Origin of the sequence: Acetobacterium malicum subsp. dehalogenans DSM 11527 (genome assembly GCF_000472665.1) — a bacterium.
Taxonomy (GTDB): Bacteria; Bacillota; Clostridia; order Eubacteriales; family Eubacteriaceae; genus Acetobacterium; species Acetobacterium malicum.
Genome location: NZ_AXAC01000043.1, coordinates 1 through 16,028 on the forward strand (window position 1 = coordinate 1; position 16,028 = coordinate 16,028).

The 16,028-nt window shown below is 43.6% G+C and carries 13 protein-coding genes; 3 read left to right on the top strand and 10 right to left on the bottom strand.

The features are described 5' to 3' along the window. From A3KS_RS0115020 to A3KS_RS0115030, 3 genes are all read right to left on the bottom strand, one after another. Positions 1 to 533, bottom strand: a 533-nt coding sequence (locus tag A3KS_RS0115020; protein WP_026395599.1) for a cobalamin-dependent protein, incomplete at its 3' end; no start/stop codon positions are given. A gap of 459 nt (positions 534 to 992) precedes the next feature. After that, on the bottom strand, positions 993 to 1,532 hold the full coding sequence (locus tag A3KS_RS0115025; protein WP_026395600.1) for a DUF2284 domain-containing protein: 540 nt from the start codon (positions 1,530 to 1,532) through the stop codon (positions 993 to 995). 175 nt (positions 1,533 to 1,707) lie between these two features. Further along, positions 1,708 to 2,625 (bottom strand): AEC family transporter, encoded by a 918-nt coding sequence (locus tag A3KS_RS0115030; protein ID WP_026395601.1) that lies wholly within the window; start codon positions 2,623 to 2,625, stop codon positions 1,708 to 1,710. A gap of 294 nt (positions 2,626 to 2,919) precedes the next feature. On the opposite strand from A3KS_RS0115030, the gene A3KS_RS0115035 reads away from it, so the two are divergent. After that, the gene (locus A3KS_RS0115035) at positions 2,920 to 3,852 is read left to right on the top strand and encodes a polysaccharide deacetylase family protein (protein WP_026395602.1); all 933 of its coding nucleotides are present in this window, start codon (positions 2,920 to 2,922) and stop codon (positions 3,850 to 3,852) included. A 72-nt stretch (positions 3,853 to 3,924) separates the two neighbouring features. Here the strand turns inward: A3KS_RS0115035 and A3KS_RS22785 are convergent, their stop codons facing one another. The 7 genes from A3KS_RS22785 to cls all read right to left on the bottom strand — a co-directional run bounded on the left by A3KS_RS22785 (position 3,925) and on the right by cls (position 13,505). Continuing rightward, positions 3,925 to 5,733: a PocR ligand-binding domain-containing protein gene (locus tag A3KS_RS22785; RefSeq protein WP_051355922.1), complete on the bottom strand. Its 1,809-nt coding sequence runs from the start codon at positions 5,731 to 5,733 to the stop codon at positions 3,925 to 3,927. Positions 5,734 to 6,073: 340 nt separating this feature from the next. Then, a complete protein-coding gene (locus tag A3KS_RS0115055) occupies positions 6,074 to 7,222 on the bottom strand; it encodes an iron-containing alcohol dehydrogenase (protein ID WP_026395603.1) in 1,149 nt (382 codons plus the stop codon). A 224-nt stretch (positions 7,223 to 7,446) separates the two neighbouring features. Beyond that, the gene (locus A3KS_RS0115060; protein WP_035356461.1) at positions 7,447 to 7,995 is read right to left on the bottom strand and encodes a TetR/AcrR family transcriptional regulator C-terminal domain-containing protein; all 549 of its coding nucleotides are present in this window, start codon (positions 7,993 to 7,995) and stop codon (positions 7,447 to 7,449) included. A gap of 271 nt (positions 7,996 to 8,266) precedes the next feature. After that, positions 8,267 to 9,535: a hypothetical protein gene (locus A3KS_RS23930; RefSeq protein ID WP_026395605.1), complete on the bottom strand. Its 1,269-nt coding sequence runs from the start codon at positions 9,533 to 9,535 to the stop codon at positions 8,267 to 8,269. Positions 9,536 to 9,756: 221 nt separating this feature from the next. After that, the gene (locus tag A3KS_RS23600) at positions 9,757 to 10,929 is read right to left on the bottom strand and encodes a leucine-rich repeat protein (protein ID WP_051355923.1); all 1,173 of its coding nucleotides are present in this window, start codon (positions 10,927 to 10,929) and stop codon (positions 9,757 to 9,759) included. A 238-nt stretch (positions 10,930 to 11,167) separates the two neighbouring features. Beyond that, a complete protein-coding gene (locus A3KS_RS0115075) occupies positions 11,168 to 11,956 on the bottom strand; it encodes a carbon-nitrogen family hydrolase (protein ID WP_026395606.1) in 789 nt (262 codons plus the stop codon). Between the two features lie 22 nt (positions 11,957 to 11,978). Then, positions 11,979 to 13,505, bottom strand: coding sequence for a cardiolipin synthase (cls, locus tag A3KS_RS0115080; protein ID WP_026395607.1), 1,527 nt, complete (start codon positions 13,503 to 13,505; stop codon positions 11,979 to 11,981). Between the two features lie 432 nt (positions 13,506 to 13,937). Here cls and A3KS_RS0115085 point away from each other — a divergent pair, with 432 nt between their 5' ends. Then, positions 13,938 to 14,954, top strand: coding sequence for a uroporphyrinogen decarboxylase family protein (locus tag A3KS_RS0115085; protein ID WP_035356463.1), 1,017 nt, complete (start codon positions 13,938 to 13,940; stop codon positions 14,952 to 14,954). A 1-nt stretch (position 14,955) separates the two neighbouring features. Next, positions 14,956 to 15,579, top strand: a complete 624-nt coding sequence (locus A3KS_RS0115090; protein ID WP_026395609.1) for a GTP-binding protein — start codon at positions 14,956 to 14,958, stop codon at positions 15,577 to 15,579. Positions 15,580 to 16,028 lie beyond the last annotated feature (449 nt).

Below are 16,028 nucleotides of genomic sequence, written 5' to 3' on the forward strand. Positions count from 1 at the left end.
GGAGCCCCGCCAACAATGACTTTTAAATCCGGGTAAGCCGCTTTAATGGTTTGAACGGCTTCTTTTAAAGCTGGCATGGTCGTGGTCAGCAGACCAGAACAGGCCACCAGTTTGACATTGGTGTTATCTTTAACCGCCTGAACAAAGGTATCGGCCGGAACATCCACACCGAGGTCAACCATATCAAAACCGGCACTTTCGATCATCATCGAAACCAGATTTTTACCGATGTCATGAAGATCGCCGGCCACCGTACCGATNACACAGGTGCCCAGTGAGGCNGAACCGTCGCCGGCCATCAGCGGTTTTAANACTTCCACGCCTTTTGACATGGCTTTAGCAGCAATCAGCATTTCTGGGACGAAAATGTCGCCGGAGGAGAATTTTTCCCCAACCACGCCCATGGAATCGACCATTGCCTGGAGAATTTCACCTGGGGCACTACCTTCGTCCAGAGCCTCCTGGACCAGTCCGGGGACCAGTTTCGACTTTCCGGCTTCGACCTTTGCTTTGACTTCTTCAATTTTTGACATGTTTTTTCCTCCTGTTTAATATCCAATTTATTTGTGATACCAAGCCGATATCGCTTGCATTAACGATCTCACGTGTGTGCGTGCAACCACTAATTTTCCAATTAATTCAGAGCATTTCCCTAATCGGGTCCAAACAATCATCCCCGGCTAGTGACAGCGATTACATCAATCTGCCGACACCATTGGCCCTAAATTCTCTAGGCATATCGCTTTTCTATCCTTGACTTAGACAAATTTTAAATCAATTTAAAGTTTATGTCAACCTTTATTTATAAAAAAGTTATTTTTTACTAATTAGTAAATTAACGCCCTTTACAAATCATCTCTGAGCCACTCAAAATCTCACCCCGCATCAAAGACCAAAAACTCCTCCTATCCCGACTGGCGATTCTATCGACGGGATAGGAGGAGCACTTAACTTTCCAACCTAAATTATGAGGTTTTCAACCCCAGCTTATTTTAATTAAATAACACACAGCCAACATAGGTTAGGGTGTTCGGTCCGTAGTAATAATCTAGATTATTTAATTTACACAGATCACTGACAAGTATCCCAAAGGCTTCCATGGATGAGAATGCCTTCTCGGGAAAGCGACACGATTCATCTGGGTAGGTGCATTTATCACATAGTGAACAGCAGCCATCGCCCAACGGCAGTATGTCGACTTTCATCTCAAACAAGTCATCGACCAGCCGATCAAAGCTGGCGTTGTGTTTTTCCTTGGTTTCTTCCATCCCTTCAAAATCAAAACTGTCTTCCAGTTCGCCAGTGGTTTGAACAATCACCCCGTATTTATAATTTTTAACCTTTGCTCCACATTCGTCCAATGTTCCGCAACCCGGCGGACAGGCCCAGTTGGTATCATAGATCTGACACTTGTTGTCAGCACACATCTGTCGGACTGCCGGATTTAAATCAATCGTGGAAACTTCAAGCTCAGCTGCTCTGGTAAACCCACTTTTATTTGCCAGATCCAATACTTCTGTTAATTCGATCATTTCAATTTCTCCGCTTTCTGTGAGAATATTTTAGTCCTCACTAAATTATTAACCATTCTAGCACATTTTTTCGTATAAATATAGCCTTTTCTCAAATACCAATGGCAAAACTCCTATTTAAATAAATTTAACTTTTAAATTGGCCTGGCTGATTTCAGAAATCAGTCCCGTTCACTTACATCAGCAGATAACTGATCAAGGGAATCGTGATCACCGAAGCCAGAGTCGTAATAAATACTCCTTTAGTCGCCAAGGCGACATTATTTTCATAGCGGTTGGCAAACAAAACCGAAGATGTGGCTACCGGCATGGCAATAATGACAATGATGATTCCCAATAAGTAGGGGTTAACAATCACATTTTTTAAAATTGCCCAGGCCAGCAAGGGCAGCATAATCTGTTTGATGATCACATAGGGATAAAGCCGGATCTCAGTAAAAACACTCTTAACCGAAATGCCCGACAAGGCGATACCGATGACAATCATGGCTAGCGGTGTGGTGGTGGCGCCGACGGTTTTTAAGGTATCGTTGAGCAGTTCCGGCAATTTGAGGTGGGACGCAAACATGATAACGGCAGCAATTGAAGATACCATCCCCGGGGATAAAAACTTTTTGAAATCCAGGGCATTTCTTCCTTCCTTTGACATCAGCATAATCCCAAGGGTAAAGTTGCTCACATTGAAAATCAGATTAAAGATCGTGGCATAAAAAATTGCGCCTTCTCCGAAAATTGATGCGATCACCGGAAAGCCCATAAAACCGACATTAGACCAAATCGTCATATACATGTATAAATGTCGATCTTCTTTTTTTACCATCAGTATTCTGGCAATAAAATAGGCAACAAACGGCATCACCACATAAAAAAGAATTGAGATGATAAACATCATCATTATGTCTTTACTATCGTTATCCGCAGGCATCGTTGCCACCGAAGCCAGCATCATACATGGCAGGGTAATGCTTAAAATAAAATTTGACAATTGTGATCCAAAATTCGGACTGACAACCTTTTTCTTTGCGGCAATATATCCTAATGCCAGAATCAAAAACAGTTCCAGCATCTGGTTGACTACTAATTTAATGTCCATCGGCCTTCTCCTTCAAATAAAAATAGGCTATCATAAGCTTGGTTTAAATTCAACCCTGTTCTTAGCAAATGCTAAAGTTTGCAACCGTTTTTTCTGATTCGATTAACCTGCCTTGTCCCTTATCCTCACTCTATTTAATCGGTCTTTCACTGGTAAGGCATTTTAAAAATTTTTTTTTTAAAAACGAGAAATAAATTACACATTTATATGATTTTCTGCTACAATCAATTTTAGACGGGTCAGCATGGGCGATGCTGGACCTTAGATCTGATTTGTGAAAAATTCGAGGTAACAATGAGAAAGAAAACCACCCCCAAATTAAGAATAAAGAACTTACCCCGTTTCCTGACATTATCTGCTATGAGTCTTATTCTTATTGTCATGATCATCATGTCTTTGTTTTTTTTAATGACAAAAATGACTGAGCTTTTCAACACTCAAAAACAAATCCTCCAGACTTCTTCGGCTGCTAATTCAGCTGAATCCAATGCGCCTAAAGCCGAAACAGCAACTGTGAATAATAACAATCAGAGTGCCAAAACCAATACCGCAACAGCAACGAATGATGCGGATCCATTGGCTGATATAAAGTCCCGACTGCGAAGTGGTGACACGGCCGGCATCAAGGTTGTCTTTCTAACCTTTGATGATGGCCCCAGTGAAAATACTGATGAGCTTCTCGATATGCTTAATGAGTATGACGCCAAAGGCACCTTTTTTACCACTCTTCACGACAACGACAATGCCAAAGCCATGTATCGCCGAATTGTCGATGAAGGCCATACCCTGGCCAATCATACCAGCAGTCACGACTACGGTCTCTATAATAACCCGGACGCATTTTTTGCTGATGTCGATGAGCTGGATCAATACCAAAAAACAATCACCGGTCAAACCCAAACCAGCCACGTCTTCCGTTTTCCAGGCGGTTCAACAAACTCCAATGAAGCCTGTGTTCAAGGCCTGGTTGACCGGGGCTGGAATTACAGCGACTGGAATGTTTCTTCCGGCGATGGCTGTGCTGATCCGCCATCAAGTGATGTCATTGCCCAGATGATTATTGAAGGCTGTCGGGAAAATGATGTTTCCGTTGTTTTGTCTCATGCTGAACTCAAAGACTCCAGCCGGGCAGCGATGCCAATAGTAATTGAAACGCTTCAGCAGGAAGGTTATACCTTCTTGAATATGGAAAAGGATTATAACTATCCCCGCCATTTAGAGGTTTAATAAACTGCTTCGACCATAATAGTCCGTTCGGTTTAGTCCGTAAAAAACCCACCGTTTTTCACGGTGGGTTTTTCATTTTTGTCTGGCTCTCATCGCCGCACTTTCGTATTGCTTATGACGGTACATGTCATCTTCTGCCTGCTTAAAAATTTCTTCGATATCTTCTGTTTCTTTTCTCTTAGTTTCATATCCAAAGGAAATGGAAACATCCAGTCCGCCAACTTTTTCCGCTGCCGCCAGTTTCTTTATCTTTTGGATGATTACTTCAATTACCTGACCCTCTGTTTTTGGTAAGATCACAATAAATTCATCCCTACCAAGCCGAGCCACAATATCGTCTTTACGACACACCTGGCTGATAATCCGGGCGGTCTTGATCAGCAGCTCATCCCCCATCAGATGTCCCAGGGTATCATTGATTATTTTTAGTCCATTGACATCTCCCAGCAGTAACGTTAATGGCAAATTTTCTTTTTTATCGAGATTTACCAGTTCCTGTTCATAATACCGGCGATTATAAAGCCCAGTTAAGTAATCATGATAGCTGAGATATAGCATTTCTGTTTCAATCCGCCGTTTTTCATTAATAAAACGGGCCTGCAGCAAATTCTGAAAGGCCAAATTTGACAGCTGATTAGCAATTGTATACAATAGTTTCGCAATTTTCTCAAAGCGCTGGAGGGACATTTGGGGAACTTCTTGAAATGCCAATACTGCCTCGGTTTCATCCGCACCAATTTCCCGGGCATAGGCTGCCAATTGTTCTTCTTTCAAATTTTCATCCCGCACCTGGCCGATCAGCCAATTTGCCACATGCTTGCCACCAACGGTAATGGCTGCTCCGGCATCCCACAAGCCTCCGCTTAAGCAGCTTTTTATGATCGGACCATCCGTTGAATAAGCGCCAATGACCGTGTCTGAATTTTGGCAGTTTTCACAGCCCCTTACCGTCTCCCGGATAATGTCATGGCAAAGCCGGGTAAAATTAGAGGGTCTGGTAATCGGCGTACCATCAGTTAAGGTAATCAGCGATGCTACACCAGTGGCATCAGAAAACTCATCCTGTAATTTCTGCATCGTCTCTAAATCGATCAATTCGCTGAAATCAATAACACCGACATCTTCTGAGGGTCTGGTTAGTTCCAGCATCCGTTTTTCCAACTGTTGTTCCAGTCTTTTTCGATTTGTAATATCCCGGGCTGCTGCGTAGACCAGCTTTCCCCGGGGCCGTGAATTCCATTCAATCCAGTGATAGCTGCCATCTTTGGCCCGGTAACGATTGGTAAAATTGACAACCGGATTCTGTTCATTCAGACGGTTCATAACTTCCCGGGTTCCCGGCACATCATCGGGATGAACAAAATCCAGATATTTAGTGCGGGTCAGCTCTTCATTGGTATAACCCAACACCTCTTCCCAAGCCTTATTCACTTTAACAAAATGCCCATCCATATCGGCGATACATAAAAAGTCCAGACTCAATTCGAAAAAATTATTCAACTCCTCCAATTGTGTTTTTTCTTTGGAGATATCAACGAAATGAGTGGCAAAAAAGCCCTTTTCTGGGGCATAAACGGTAACCCGGCACCAGATATTAAGAGCTGCAGTAAACTGTTCAAATTCTTTTTCGCCACCATTTAAGGCAATGTTTCCATAAAATCCAATCCAATCAAAGGTGTCATTGACAATTTCCGGCAAAACCCGGGTGATTCGTTTACCGATTATATCGGCACCAATAAGCCCCGTCATTTTTTCAAAGGCCGGATTAACTTCGATGAATTCGTAATCACAGGGGTTACCTGTTTCATCACAGACAATTTTATGGAAAGCATACCCCACCGGAGAGTGTTCAACTACTGATCGATAAAAATTGTCATTCATGGGTTTCCCCCTTTCCCTTTTTAATTGTCTCGCATTTTTACCGGTACTTTTTCACTATATACCCTTTTGATTGAAAAAAATGTATCGTTTTTCTAATAATATCATAAATCCTGTTATCGTTTCGGATAATTTTTATCTGGCAAATCACAATCTTTTTGATTTGATTAATAAAAAGAGGATTCCTCCCCATCGGGATAAATCCTCTTTTCCTTAATGATCGAACCTATTTTTCTACAGTACGTCTAATCCCGCCTGGGCTACAATCATATCTTCTTCAACACTTCCGCCGCTGACGCCGATTGTGTCCCTTACCAAGTCCATCTTCGAAATATAAAGCAGTTTAAAAAGCTGCCTTGTAAATAGCAATTACATCTTCCTTTGTTGGGCATTTGGGGTTTCCGCCAGTACAGATGTCGGCCAGCGCCAGATCAGCCAGTTCGCTGAAATCTGCTTCTTTAACGCCAATTTCTTTAAGTCCTGATGGAATACCAACATCTTTCGACAATTGTTTGATCGCTTCAATGGCCAGCTCGTTGATTTCTTCCTGACTTTTAAATGCAACATCAACGCCCATTGCCGCAGCTACTGCTGTTAAACGATAGCCTACTGAATCCGCATTGAAGGCTGCAACATAAGGCAGCAGAATGGCATTGCAGACGCCATGAGGCAGATCATAAAAGCCACCCAGCTGATGTGCCATGGAGTGAACGATTCCTAAGCCACCGTTGGAGAAGCCCATACCGGTGACAAATTGACCATAAGCCATCCCATCCCGGGCCTCCACATCTTCGCCATTGGCGACTGCCTCTCTTAAACTACCAGAGATCGCCTTGATCGCCTCCAGGTTAAATAAATCAGTAAATCGGGAAGCACCTGCGGTAGTGTATCCTTCGATGGCATGGGTCAAAGCATCCATCCCAGTTGCTGCGGTTAAGGATTTCGGCATTTTTATCATTAAATTCGGATCATTGACGGCAACCGTGGCCAAACAGTTAGGATCAACAATAACCATCTTCAATTTACGCTCTTCGTCAGTAATAACATAGTTAATAGTCGCCTCACTGGCGGTCCCGGCAGTGGTATTGATTGCCACGATCGGCAGAGATTTATTGGCTGTTTTGCCAACCCCTTCGTAATCCCGCAGATCTCCAGGATTAGTTGCCAGTATGGCAATCCCCTTGGCGGTATCCTGAGGCGATCCGCCGCCGATGCTGACGACAAAATCGCATTCGTTATCCTGTAAGGCCTGAAGACCGGCATTGACATTGGTAACCGTGGGGTTTGGTTTAACATCGGAAAACATCGCATAAGCCACTTCAGCACTATCCAGCACGTTTAATACTTCCTGGACAATCCCGGCTTCAATAAGGACCTTATCAGTAACAACTAAAGCCTTTTTCACGTTCATTCTTTTAATTTCCGGAGCGATCAGTTCGATTGCACCGGGTTCCATAATTACAACTGGTGGAAAATAATAGGTTCTTGCCATTTAGAGCACCTCCAAGTTTTTCGCAACTGTAAACAGTTACATTTTCTTGTCTATTTTATCAAATCCTTGTTGAGATTCAATTGACACCGGCCTTCAAGTGTCACAAAAATGACACTTGGAGAACATTGTCACTTTTGTGACATAAAAAAACCAATCGTTATCCGATATCATGGATCTTGTCCGACAATCAGATAAAAATTGGCTTTATAAAAACTCTTATTAATCTACAAAAATAACAAATAGTGTCTGAGCTTTTCAGGAATTGCATCAATCAGCAATTTAGCAAACTCCGCCGGCTCCATGATCATGCCCTCAATGACCCATTTAAATGTCATATCCATAGAGCCCTGACAATACATATCCAATAAAAACTGATCATCCGGTTCCAGCGGTTTCCCGGTTTTTTGGACGATGCGGTTGGTATAATAATCTGTAATCAGCTTTAAATCATAATCAAAAATTGAATTACAGTCGCTGGATTTAAATGCCGCCGTAAAAAAATCTTTCTCCGCCCGAACAAATGCAAATTTTCGAGTCAATCCTTCTTCCAAAGTAAGGCTGATCCCCATCTGTTTGATGGATTGTTGGGCCAGTTTATCAAAATACCAATTAACCAGATCATACTTATCCTGAAAATAACGATAAAATGTCTGTCGTGTTAATTCACTTTGATCTACAATTTCTTTAACGGTTATTTTATCTAAAGGTTTATGTACCATCAGCGTTTTTATCCCTTTGGCCAGCCGTTCTTTTGTCCGATCATTTGCATCCATTGACATCCCTCTTACATAAATATTTTTATTTTTCTAAATTTAATCACCGATTTCTTTTCTCATGTTAATCTTATCCACCCCAGTAATCGATGTCAATGAAATATTTTACCGATTGATGTGGCTTTTTGGCAAAACTAAAAAGAACTCCTTTCTCTAATCTTTTCTTTTCGAATCGATCAGAAATCGGAGTTCTTTTTTAATAACAAGTGAAGTCAGCTTAAACCATTGGTTTTAGTCTGCCGCACCGCTTTTCTTTGTGAATAGTGTGTGTTTATCCTTTGATTTCTTTTTTGCTGATCAGATAAGCCATACCCATCAGTGCTAATAGTCCCATTGTAGCCATTAATGCATCTGAAGCCATGTCCTGAGTACCAGTTTTTGGGTTGTCAGATTTACTATGTTTCCAATGGCAACCACAATATGGTTCCAGGTATAAACAAGATGCGGTAAGATCTACATCTCCGTAACAAGGGCTGATCCAAACGCCTTCAGCGCCATAGATAGCTAAAGGATTAACTCCGCCTTGAGTACAAAGATCCAGGATACCATCTCGGATAACAACCCAGCTGCCTGCATACAATGCAGTTGCTACGCCAGTTTCAGTGGTCGATTTAACAGTTGTATATCCACCTTTAACGATCGTATCATCGCCGGCGCCAATACCCATGCTTTGGCCACTGACTGAATCGGTCATGACATCAATGTCTCCGCCGTTGATAACCAGATCATTATCTGCCCAAAGTCCCCAGGCTCCGCCGGTTCCCATATTAACTGCTTCAGCATCAACCCAACCATCATTGATGATTAAATCGCCATTTTCAACGTCAACAGCTGCAACATCGCCAACATTACCAATGGCAAACAGTTCATAATCGCCATCGTTCAGGACCAGATCGCCATCCATTACATGAATTGCAGATTGAGATCCGACTGCTGTCAATTCGCCGCTTCCACCCATGGTCAGATTTCCAACCACATCAATTGCACAACCATCAGCATTTGCAATGACATTCGTGCCTTTTAAGATCATGGAGAAATTACTTCCCATGTCAGCTGCTTCAACTTGTTTTCCAACAAAATTGTTGAGTGTCAAGGCATTGGTTACTGCATCATACGAGTAGTCAGCGCCGACAGTGTTCAGGAGTACATCAATAAATGTTACTGCGTCTCTCCATAAACCCAAGGCTGGAACTGCTTTAACCTCAATGGTTCCTTCATCAGCTGCGGTTGCAACTACTGGTTCTTCAGCAACTGCTACAACTGGTGCTTCGGCAACTGGTGTTTCGGCAACTGGTGTTTCCACTGCAGGAGCTTCAACTACTGGTTCAACCGCCGCTGGCGCTTCAACCGCTGGTGTTTCTACTACCGGCGTTTCAACCGCGGTATTTAACACCTCATCAACTGGCGCCCCCTCAACTTCTAAAACAACAAGCGTAGGTTCTTCCACTACTTCTTCCGCAGCAAAGGCTGATACAGGTACCAGCATTAACACCATCACCACAACCAGCAACAAAGCCATCAATTTCGACATTTTTTTCACTTCACTATTCCTCCTTTCAATTGGAATTGTTTGCTGTGTACATCACACCGCAACTGGTATGAAATTACACAGATATCACTACGATATAGTTTTTACCCTCTTTTATCATAAATAACACAATTATTTAAAAAAAATAAATTATTTAAATTCTTTTTTTGTTAATCGTTTGCATTCAGCCACATTCTCCAATCTGAGCTCCGTTATTTCATTGATCATTTCGCCTAATTGAAACTGCTCATAAAAGGGTGGGCGGTTGAACCCGGGGCGGCCGAATCTTTTGGCACCACCATGATCTGGATCCCTTCCAGCCGCAGGCCCATGCCTTCGGTTCCAGCACTTTCGCCGTTCCTGGCCCAGTCCATCCAGCCATAATTCTGAGCATGGACGCGATAATAAACATCATGTTTACCGACATCCACACCATCCAGCTCAATGCGAATGCCTTCCAGCCGCAGGCTCAGGCCGGTGGTTCCACTCAGTGCGCCATCGCTTACCATCGGTTGCCAGCCGATATTCTGAACATGGGTCTGATACTGGATTACCACATTTACTTCACTGTTATCCACAAGTATCTTAATCCCTTCCAGTCTTAAGCCCTGTCCAACAGTACCACTAATTTCGCCATTCTTTTTTGAACTCTGCCAACCCACATTTTGGACATGGGTAGAATAATAGCTATCCACATATGAAGATGGTAGCGATACAAATGGCCGGGTATTGGCATATGCATAGGAATCTGCAGTAGAACCGGAATACCCGTAAATAGTGAGGTGTGGAATTGTACCAAAGACCTGCCCATCAAAGGATAGCGAGCTGTTTAAAATGGTAATTTTTGTCAGGGCATCACAATTGGCAAAGGCGGCATAGCCGATCGACGTGACTGAACTGGGAATAATGATGCTGGTCAACGCCTTGGCTCCCCAGAATGAACCATTTCCGATGATACTTAATCCGTTACCTAAAAAAACCGAATCCAGGTTCGGACAATTGTAAAATGAACGCATCCCCAAAACCGTGACACTGTTGGGTAAATTGACGCCGGTTAAGGTGCTCTTTTCTTTAAAAGCATCCGCACCAATTTCCAATACGATTTTACCATCAATGATTGATGGGATATCGACATTTCCACCACTGCCAGTATACGCTACAATTTTAATACCACCGGCAATATCATCATACCAATAATCCCCTGAGTGAACGCTGTCTGTCGAAATTTCTGGTAGCTCAGCCCCGGCATCAAGGATCTGACTTTGATTAATTATTCCTATCTCTTCATTCTCGTCCAATCTGGTATTTATATTTGAATCTTCGGCCATGACACCCATTGGCATCAGACTAATACAGACACTGAAAATAAGCAGCCCACTAAAGATTCTTTCTCGAATCCCTTTCATTTCGCAACCTCCTTTTGAAATCGATTATCCCAACCAATTTAACTCGCGAATCTTCAACCTGAATCGCTCCAAAATCGTCTATTCCAACTTCTTATATGGTCATCTTACCCCATCACCGGAGGTTTAAACCGATTATTTTATTTTAATTAAAGCCATACAAAAAGACCCGCTACCTGGTAACGAGTCTAACGAGTCTCTTGTAATTTACTTTGTTATCCTGATTAAATTTTCAAAAAAACTAATACAGATCTACTCTGCGGTCTTTAAAAACGGTCATGTTATTTCTGACTTTGTCCAGCTCCGTCAGGTTTATATCGGCGCTGATCAGCTTTTCTTCCGGGTCGGTTCCGGCATCGGCCAGTAGTATTCCCAGCGGATCAATAATCATCGAGTTTCCGGCATTCTGCTGATCTTTGACGGCTTCACCGCAGCCATTGACGGCCACCACAAAGATCTGGTTTTCGATCGCTCGGGCCTGGTTCAGAACCCGCCAGTGGCCAACCCGGGGCAAAGGCCATTCGGCGGGGACAAAAAGAATTTCAGTTCCGGCTACAGCCTGTTTTCGGGACCATTCGGGAAAACGGATCTCGTAACAGATGATGACCCCACAGGGTACCCCGTCAAGCGCAAAGGTAACCAGCTGATCGCCAGCACTGAAGCGCTTATCCTCGCCAGCAAAACTGAACAGATGGGCTTTATCGTAGTCGGCAATAATGTGTCCCCGCCGATCAGCTACATAACAGGTATTAAAATAACCCGCACCTTTTTTTGTCGCCACTGAACCACCGACAATATTGATCTTCAATTCCCCAGCCAGTCTTTTCAGAAAAGCCTGGGCCCGCTGTCCATCGATATCTGCCAGCCGCTCAGCCCGATCATCGGTAACAAATCCGCCGCTCCACATTTCCGGCAACACGGCCACATCAGCTCCAGCGGCAGCAGCCTTGCGAATCCAGGCCTCGGCACTTTTATAATTCTGTTCGATCTGCTTCAATGCGACTTTCATTTGAATAGCTGCTATTTTCATCAAAATCCCTCCCCTTCTGTGGTTACATTAATGGTGCCATAATTCTTAAAACCGACTGCCCCACCTTTTTCATAAAGGTGGTTTTTTCCCAATCAGAATAGCATACTTCGCGACTTACCTTGATACAATCCAGCAGATCGGCCTTAATATCCAGCACCGTCTGCGAACCAGAAACCCAGGTTCCGCATTCGTAATTCCAGGTCAGACTACGATAGTCCATATTGATAGAACCCACGATAGCGACCTGATCATCGCTCACCAACACCTTTCCGTGAACAAAGCCCGGTGAATATTCATAGATCCTGACTCCCTCAGCTAACAGATCGCCGTAAAAGGCCCGGGTGGTGGCATAAACCAATTTCTTGTCGGGAATACCGGGAGTAATAATCCGCACATCCACACCGCTACGGGCGGCCAACAAAATACAGTTAGTCAGATCGGTATCAAGAATCAGATAGGGGGTAGTAATATAAATATAGTCTCTGGCATTGGCAAAAAGGGTCATATAGGTATTAACCGCCGGATTTCTGGTATTCATCGGCCCATCGCAAAATGGCATTACCAATTCATTTCCGACTTCCGGGGTGACTGTCCCCCTAAAAGCGTCCAGTGGCGAGACCGCCCCGGTGGAATAATCCCACATATTAATAAACATCGTAGTGAGGCTGAAAACTGCGTCCCCTTCCAAACGCAGGGCCATGTCTTTCCAATGGCCAAACCGGACTTTTTCGTTGATGTACTCATCGCCGATGTTAATCCCACCGGTGATGGCCACTCTGCCATCGACAATGGTCATTTTGCGATGATCGCGAAAGCTGATAAATTTAAACAACGATGGCGATAAGGGATTATAAGGAATGCTCCTGATGTGATGGGCAGCACAGCTTTTATAAAAATCTTTAGGGAGCGTCGAGAGGCTGCCCATTTCATCAACCATCATCCGGATTTCCACCCCAGCTGCAGCTTTTTCATAGAGTGCCGCCATCAACTCATCATACATTTTTCCGGCGGTGACAATAAAATACTCCAGAAAAATAAATTTTTCGGCGGTTTTAATGGCTTCCAGATTGGCCCGATGCATCTCTTCTCCCAATTTTAGATATTCTGTTTTGGTATTTTGCCAAACCGGCAGATCACTGAGTCGGTACACCAACTCAACTTGTTTTTTGATCCCCTTATCATTAATGGAATCAAAAACTGCCTGGTTTTGTTCAAGTTTTAAAAAGGTCCGCTGATTGACTTCATCCCATCTCTTTTTTGATTTCCGGGGTACCCGCTGCCGTCCCCAGATAAAATAAAGCACAATCCCCACCGCCGGAACGGCCAGCACAAAAATAATCCAGGAAATTTTATAGGCAGCTGTTTTTTTTCGATAGACAATATTCAGCACCACAAAAATAGCCAACCCCTCAATTAACCAATAGGCATACACCGCATCTTCGGAAAACTGCAGAATAATTAATCCGATGATCGTCAATTGCAGTAAAATTAACACGACATTGATTAAAAATCTGAACATACTTTGAAAATGGTCCGACGAACTTCTCATTGTTACCTCTTTTTTCTAATTTATTCGATCAATAACCGGGTCTTACCAACGGCACCGACAATTTTTATCCGTTTTTCTGTTTTTTATAAATTATATGCCATGTTTGCATCATATACAACCGCTTGCCGTATTTTTTATCAATCCTCATCCTGGTTCAGCAATGCTTGAATCACCCATCTCCGAACCACACTCGCTCAGGGATCATTTTTTAATTATATTTAATATCCCCTTTTCATAAATAGCTAAAACCACTTCATCACATTGAGTGATTTTCATTTTTTGTAGGAATCGTGTAATTCCATAGCCTATCCAATAGGGTTTTGGCGTTTGAAAACGATATTATAGTAAATTTAATTATTATTACAAAAGTGTTGACAAAATCGATATTGAATATTAAACTTGATTATAATTCAATGTCTGAAGGAGGAAAACATGACAGCTCATTTAACTCAAAAAGAAAACTTTTTGCGGGTAGCCCGGGGGGAAATGCCGGAATACGTGCCGGTATCATCATTTTTCGGCCCTGATGCACCCCTGATCACCATGGCAGATCCCTGTATTCTTGGCGAATTTAGAGGACCTGGTGGTGGCGTCGATCCCTGGGGTGTCACCTTTGTAACCGGTGAAGAAATTAACTTTGCCGCCCTGCCCAAACCCAATGATTTTATATTGACCGATGTGACCAAATGGCGGGACGTGATCAAAGCCCCGGACTACCGCGGATTTGACTGGGAAGCCGCGGCTAAGGCCGACCGTAAAAAATACATCCAGGATCCCGACCAAACCGCCTTCGTTATCAGCGGATTCGCCGATTTATTTCAGCAGTTTATCGGCTTTATGGGCTTCACCGAAGGGCTTTGTGCCATTTATGAAGAACAGGAAGAGGTTGAAGAGCTGTTTGATTACATGCTGGAGCACTCTCTTTATATCACCAAAAACCTGCTTCATTATTATAAACCGGAAGGTTATTATCTGCTGGATGATACGGCATCAAAACTCAATCCCTTCATTTCGCCCAAGTTATTTGAAGAAATCCTGGTGCCCCGTTATAAAAAATGCCTAGATCTGGTCCGAGATGAAAACATTCCAATTTTTTATCATAACTGCGGACGCTGCGAAGATCTGATCCCAGCGATGGTGGATATCGGGGTAAACGTTTGGGATCCGGCTCAGGTTGAAAACGATCTAGTTGGAATGAAGCAAAAATATGGTTCAAAACTGGCTATCAACGGCGGTTTTGAATTCAGAATGCCCAGCACCTGGCCGGTGGTTGATGAGGAAGAGGTCCGCGAAGCGGTTCGTGAGACGTTTAACCGACTTGCACCCAACGGCGGTTTTATCTTCAACGGGATGATTACCTCGCTGGATTATTTTGATCGAAAGGTTCAGGAAGTCAACGGCTGGATTGCGGATGAAGCCAGGAAACTGAGCAAAACAGTTTATAACTAAAATGAAAGTCATCATCTTAGGCGGATTTCTGGGCTCCGGTAAAACCAGCGTATTGTTACAGCTGTCCCGATACATTGTCGGGGATACCCCTGAGAATTCGACCAAAGTCGTTATTCTTGAAAATGAAATCGGAGAGGTCAGCATTGACGACAGCTTACTGAAAAATAACGGCTATGCTGTAACCAACCTGTTCTCGGGATGCGTCTGTTGCACCATGTCCGGGGAACTGATTCTGAACCTGTGTAAAATCAGGGACGATTTCAATCCCGAGCTGGTACTTATGGAAGCTACCGGGGTAGCCTTTCCCGACAACATCCGCACAACCATCAACCAGTCGCTGCCGGAACTCGAGGTCTACATCACCTGTATCACCGATGCCAAACGCTGGTTGCGTCTGCTCCGGCCGATGGAAATGCTTTTAGAAGGACAACTGGCGGCGGCCGATGTAATTCTTATCAATAAAATCGATATGGTCGATAGCCCGACCCTGACTGCGGTGGAAGCCTCAATCCGGACCTTCAATAATGGTGCTGAATTCTTCAAGATCAGTGCCGCCCAACCGATTAATCCGATTATTTTGAAAACTGTCTTAAATCCCGAACAGGAGATCCAAATCAATGAATAGTAAACATCAGCACGACGAAAATTGCGGATGCGGATGTCATGATGACCATCACGATCATCACAACCATTCGGAACACGGCCATCAGCCGGAACCCCATCACCATNCCCCNCCTGCCATTATGGTGAAAACCCATGATACCAGTCTGGTTGGCTCCTACCGATTAACGATTGAGACCTGCTTTGAAGATGCTGTAACCATCCTGTCTGAGGCTCAGAAAAAAATTGCCGCTGAAATCACTAGCCTGGGCGGCATCATCGGGCATATCAAAGCCAATCTGACTGCGGCGGGCCAAAACTGTATGATTTCCCTCACCGAGGACGAATCCGACTTACACTATCATAACAGCCACCATTGTCAGGCCGAAGGTGTCGCTATTGTCTTTGGCATTGTTCCGGAACAATTGACAGCGATCCTCAGTACCATTCTGGGTCCCTATCTCAATAACTGAT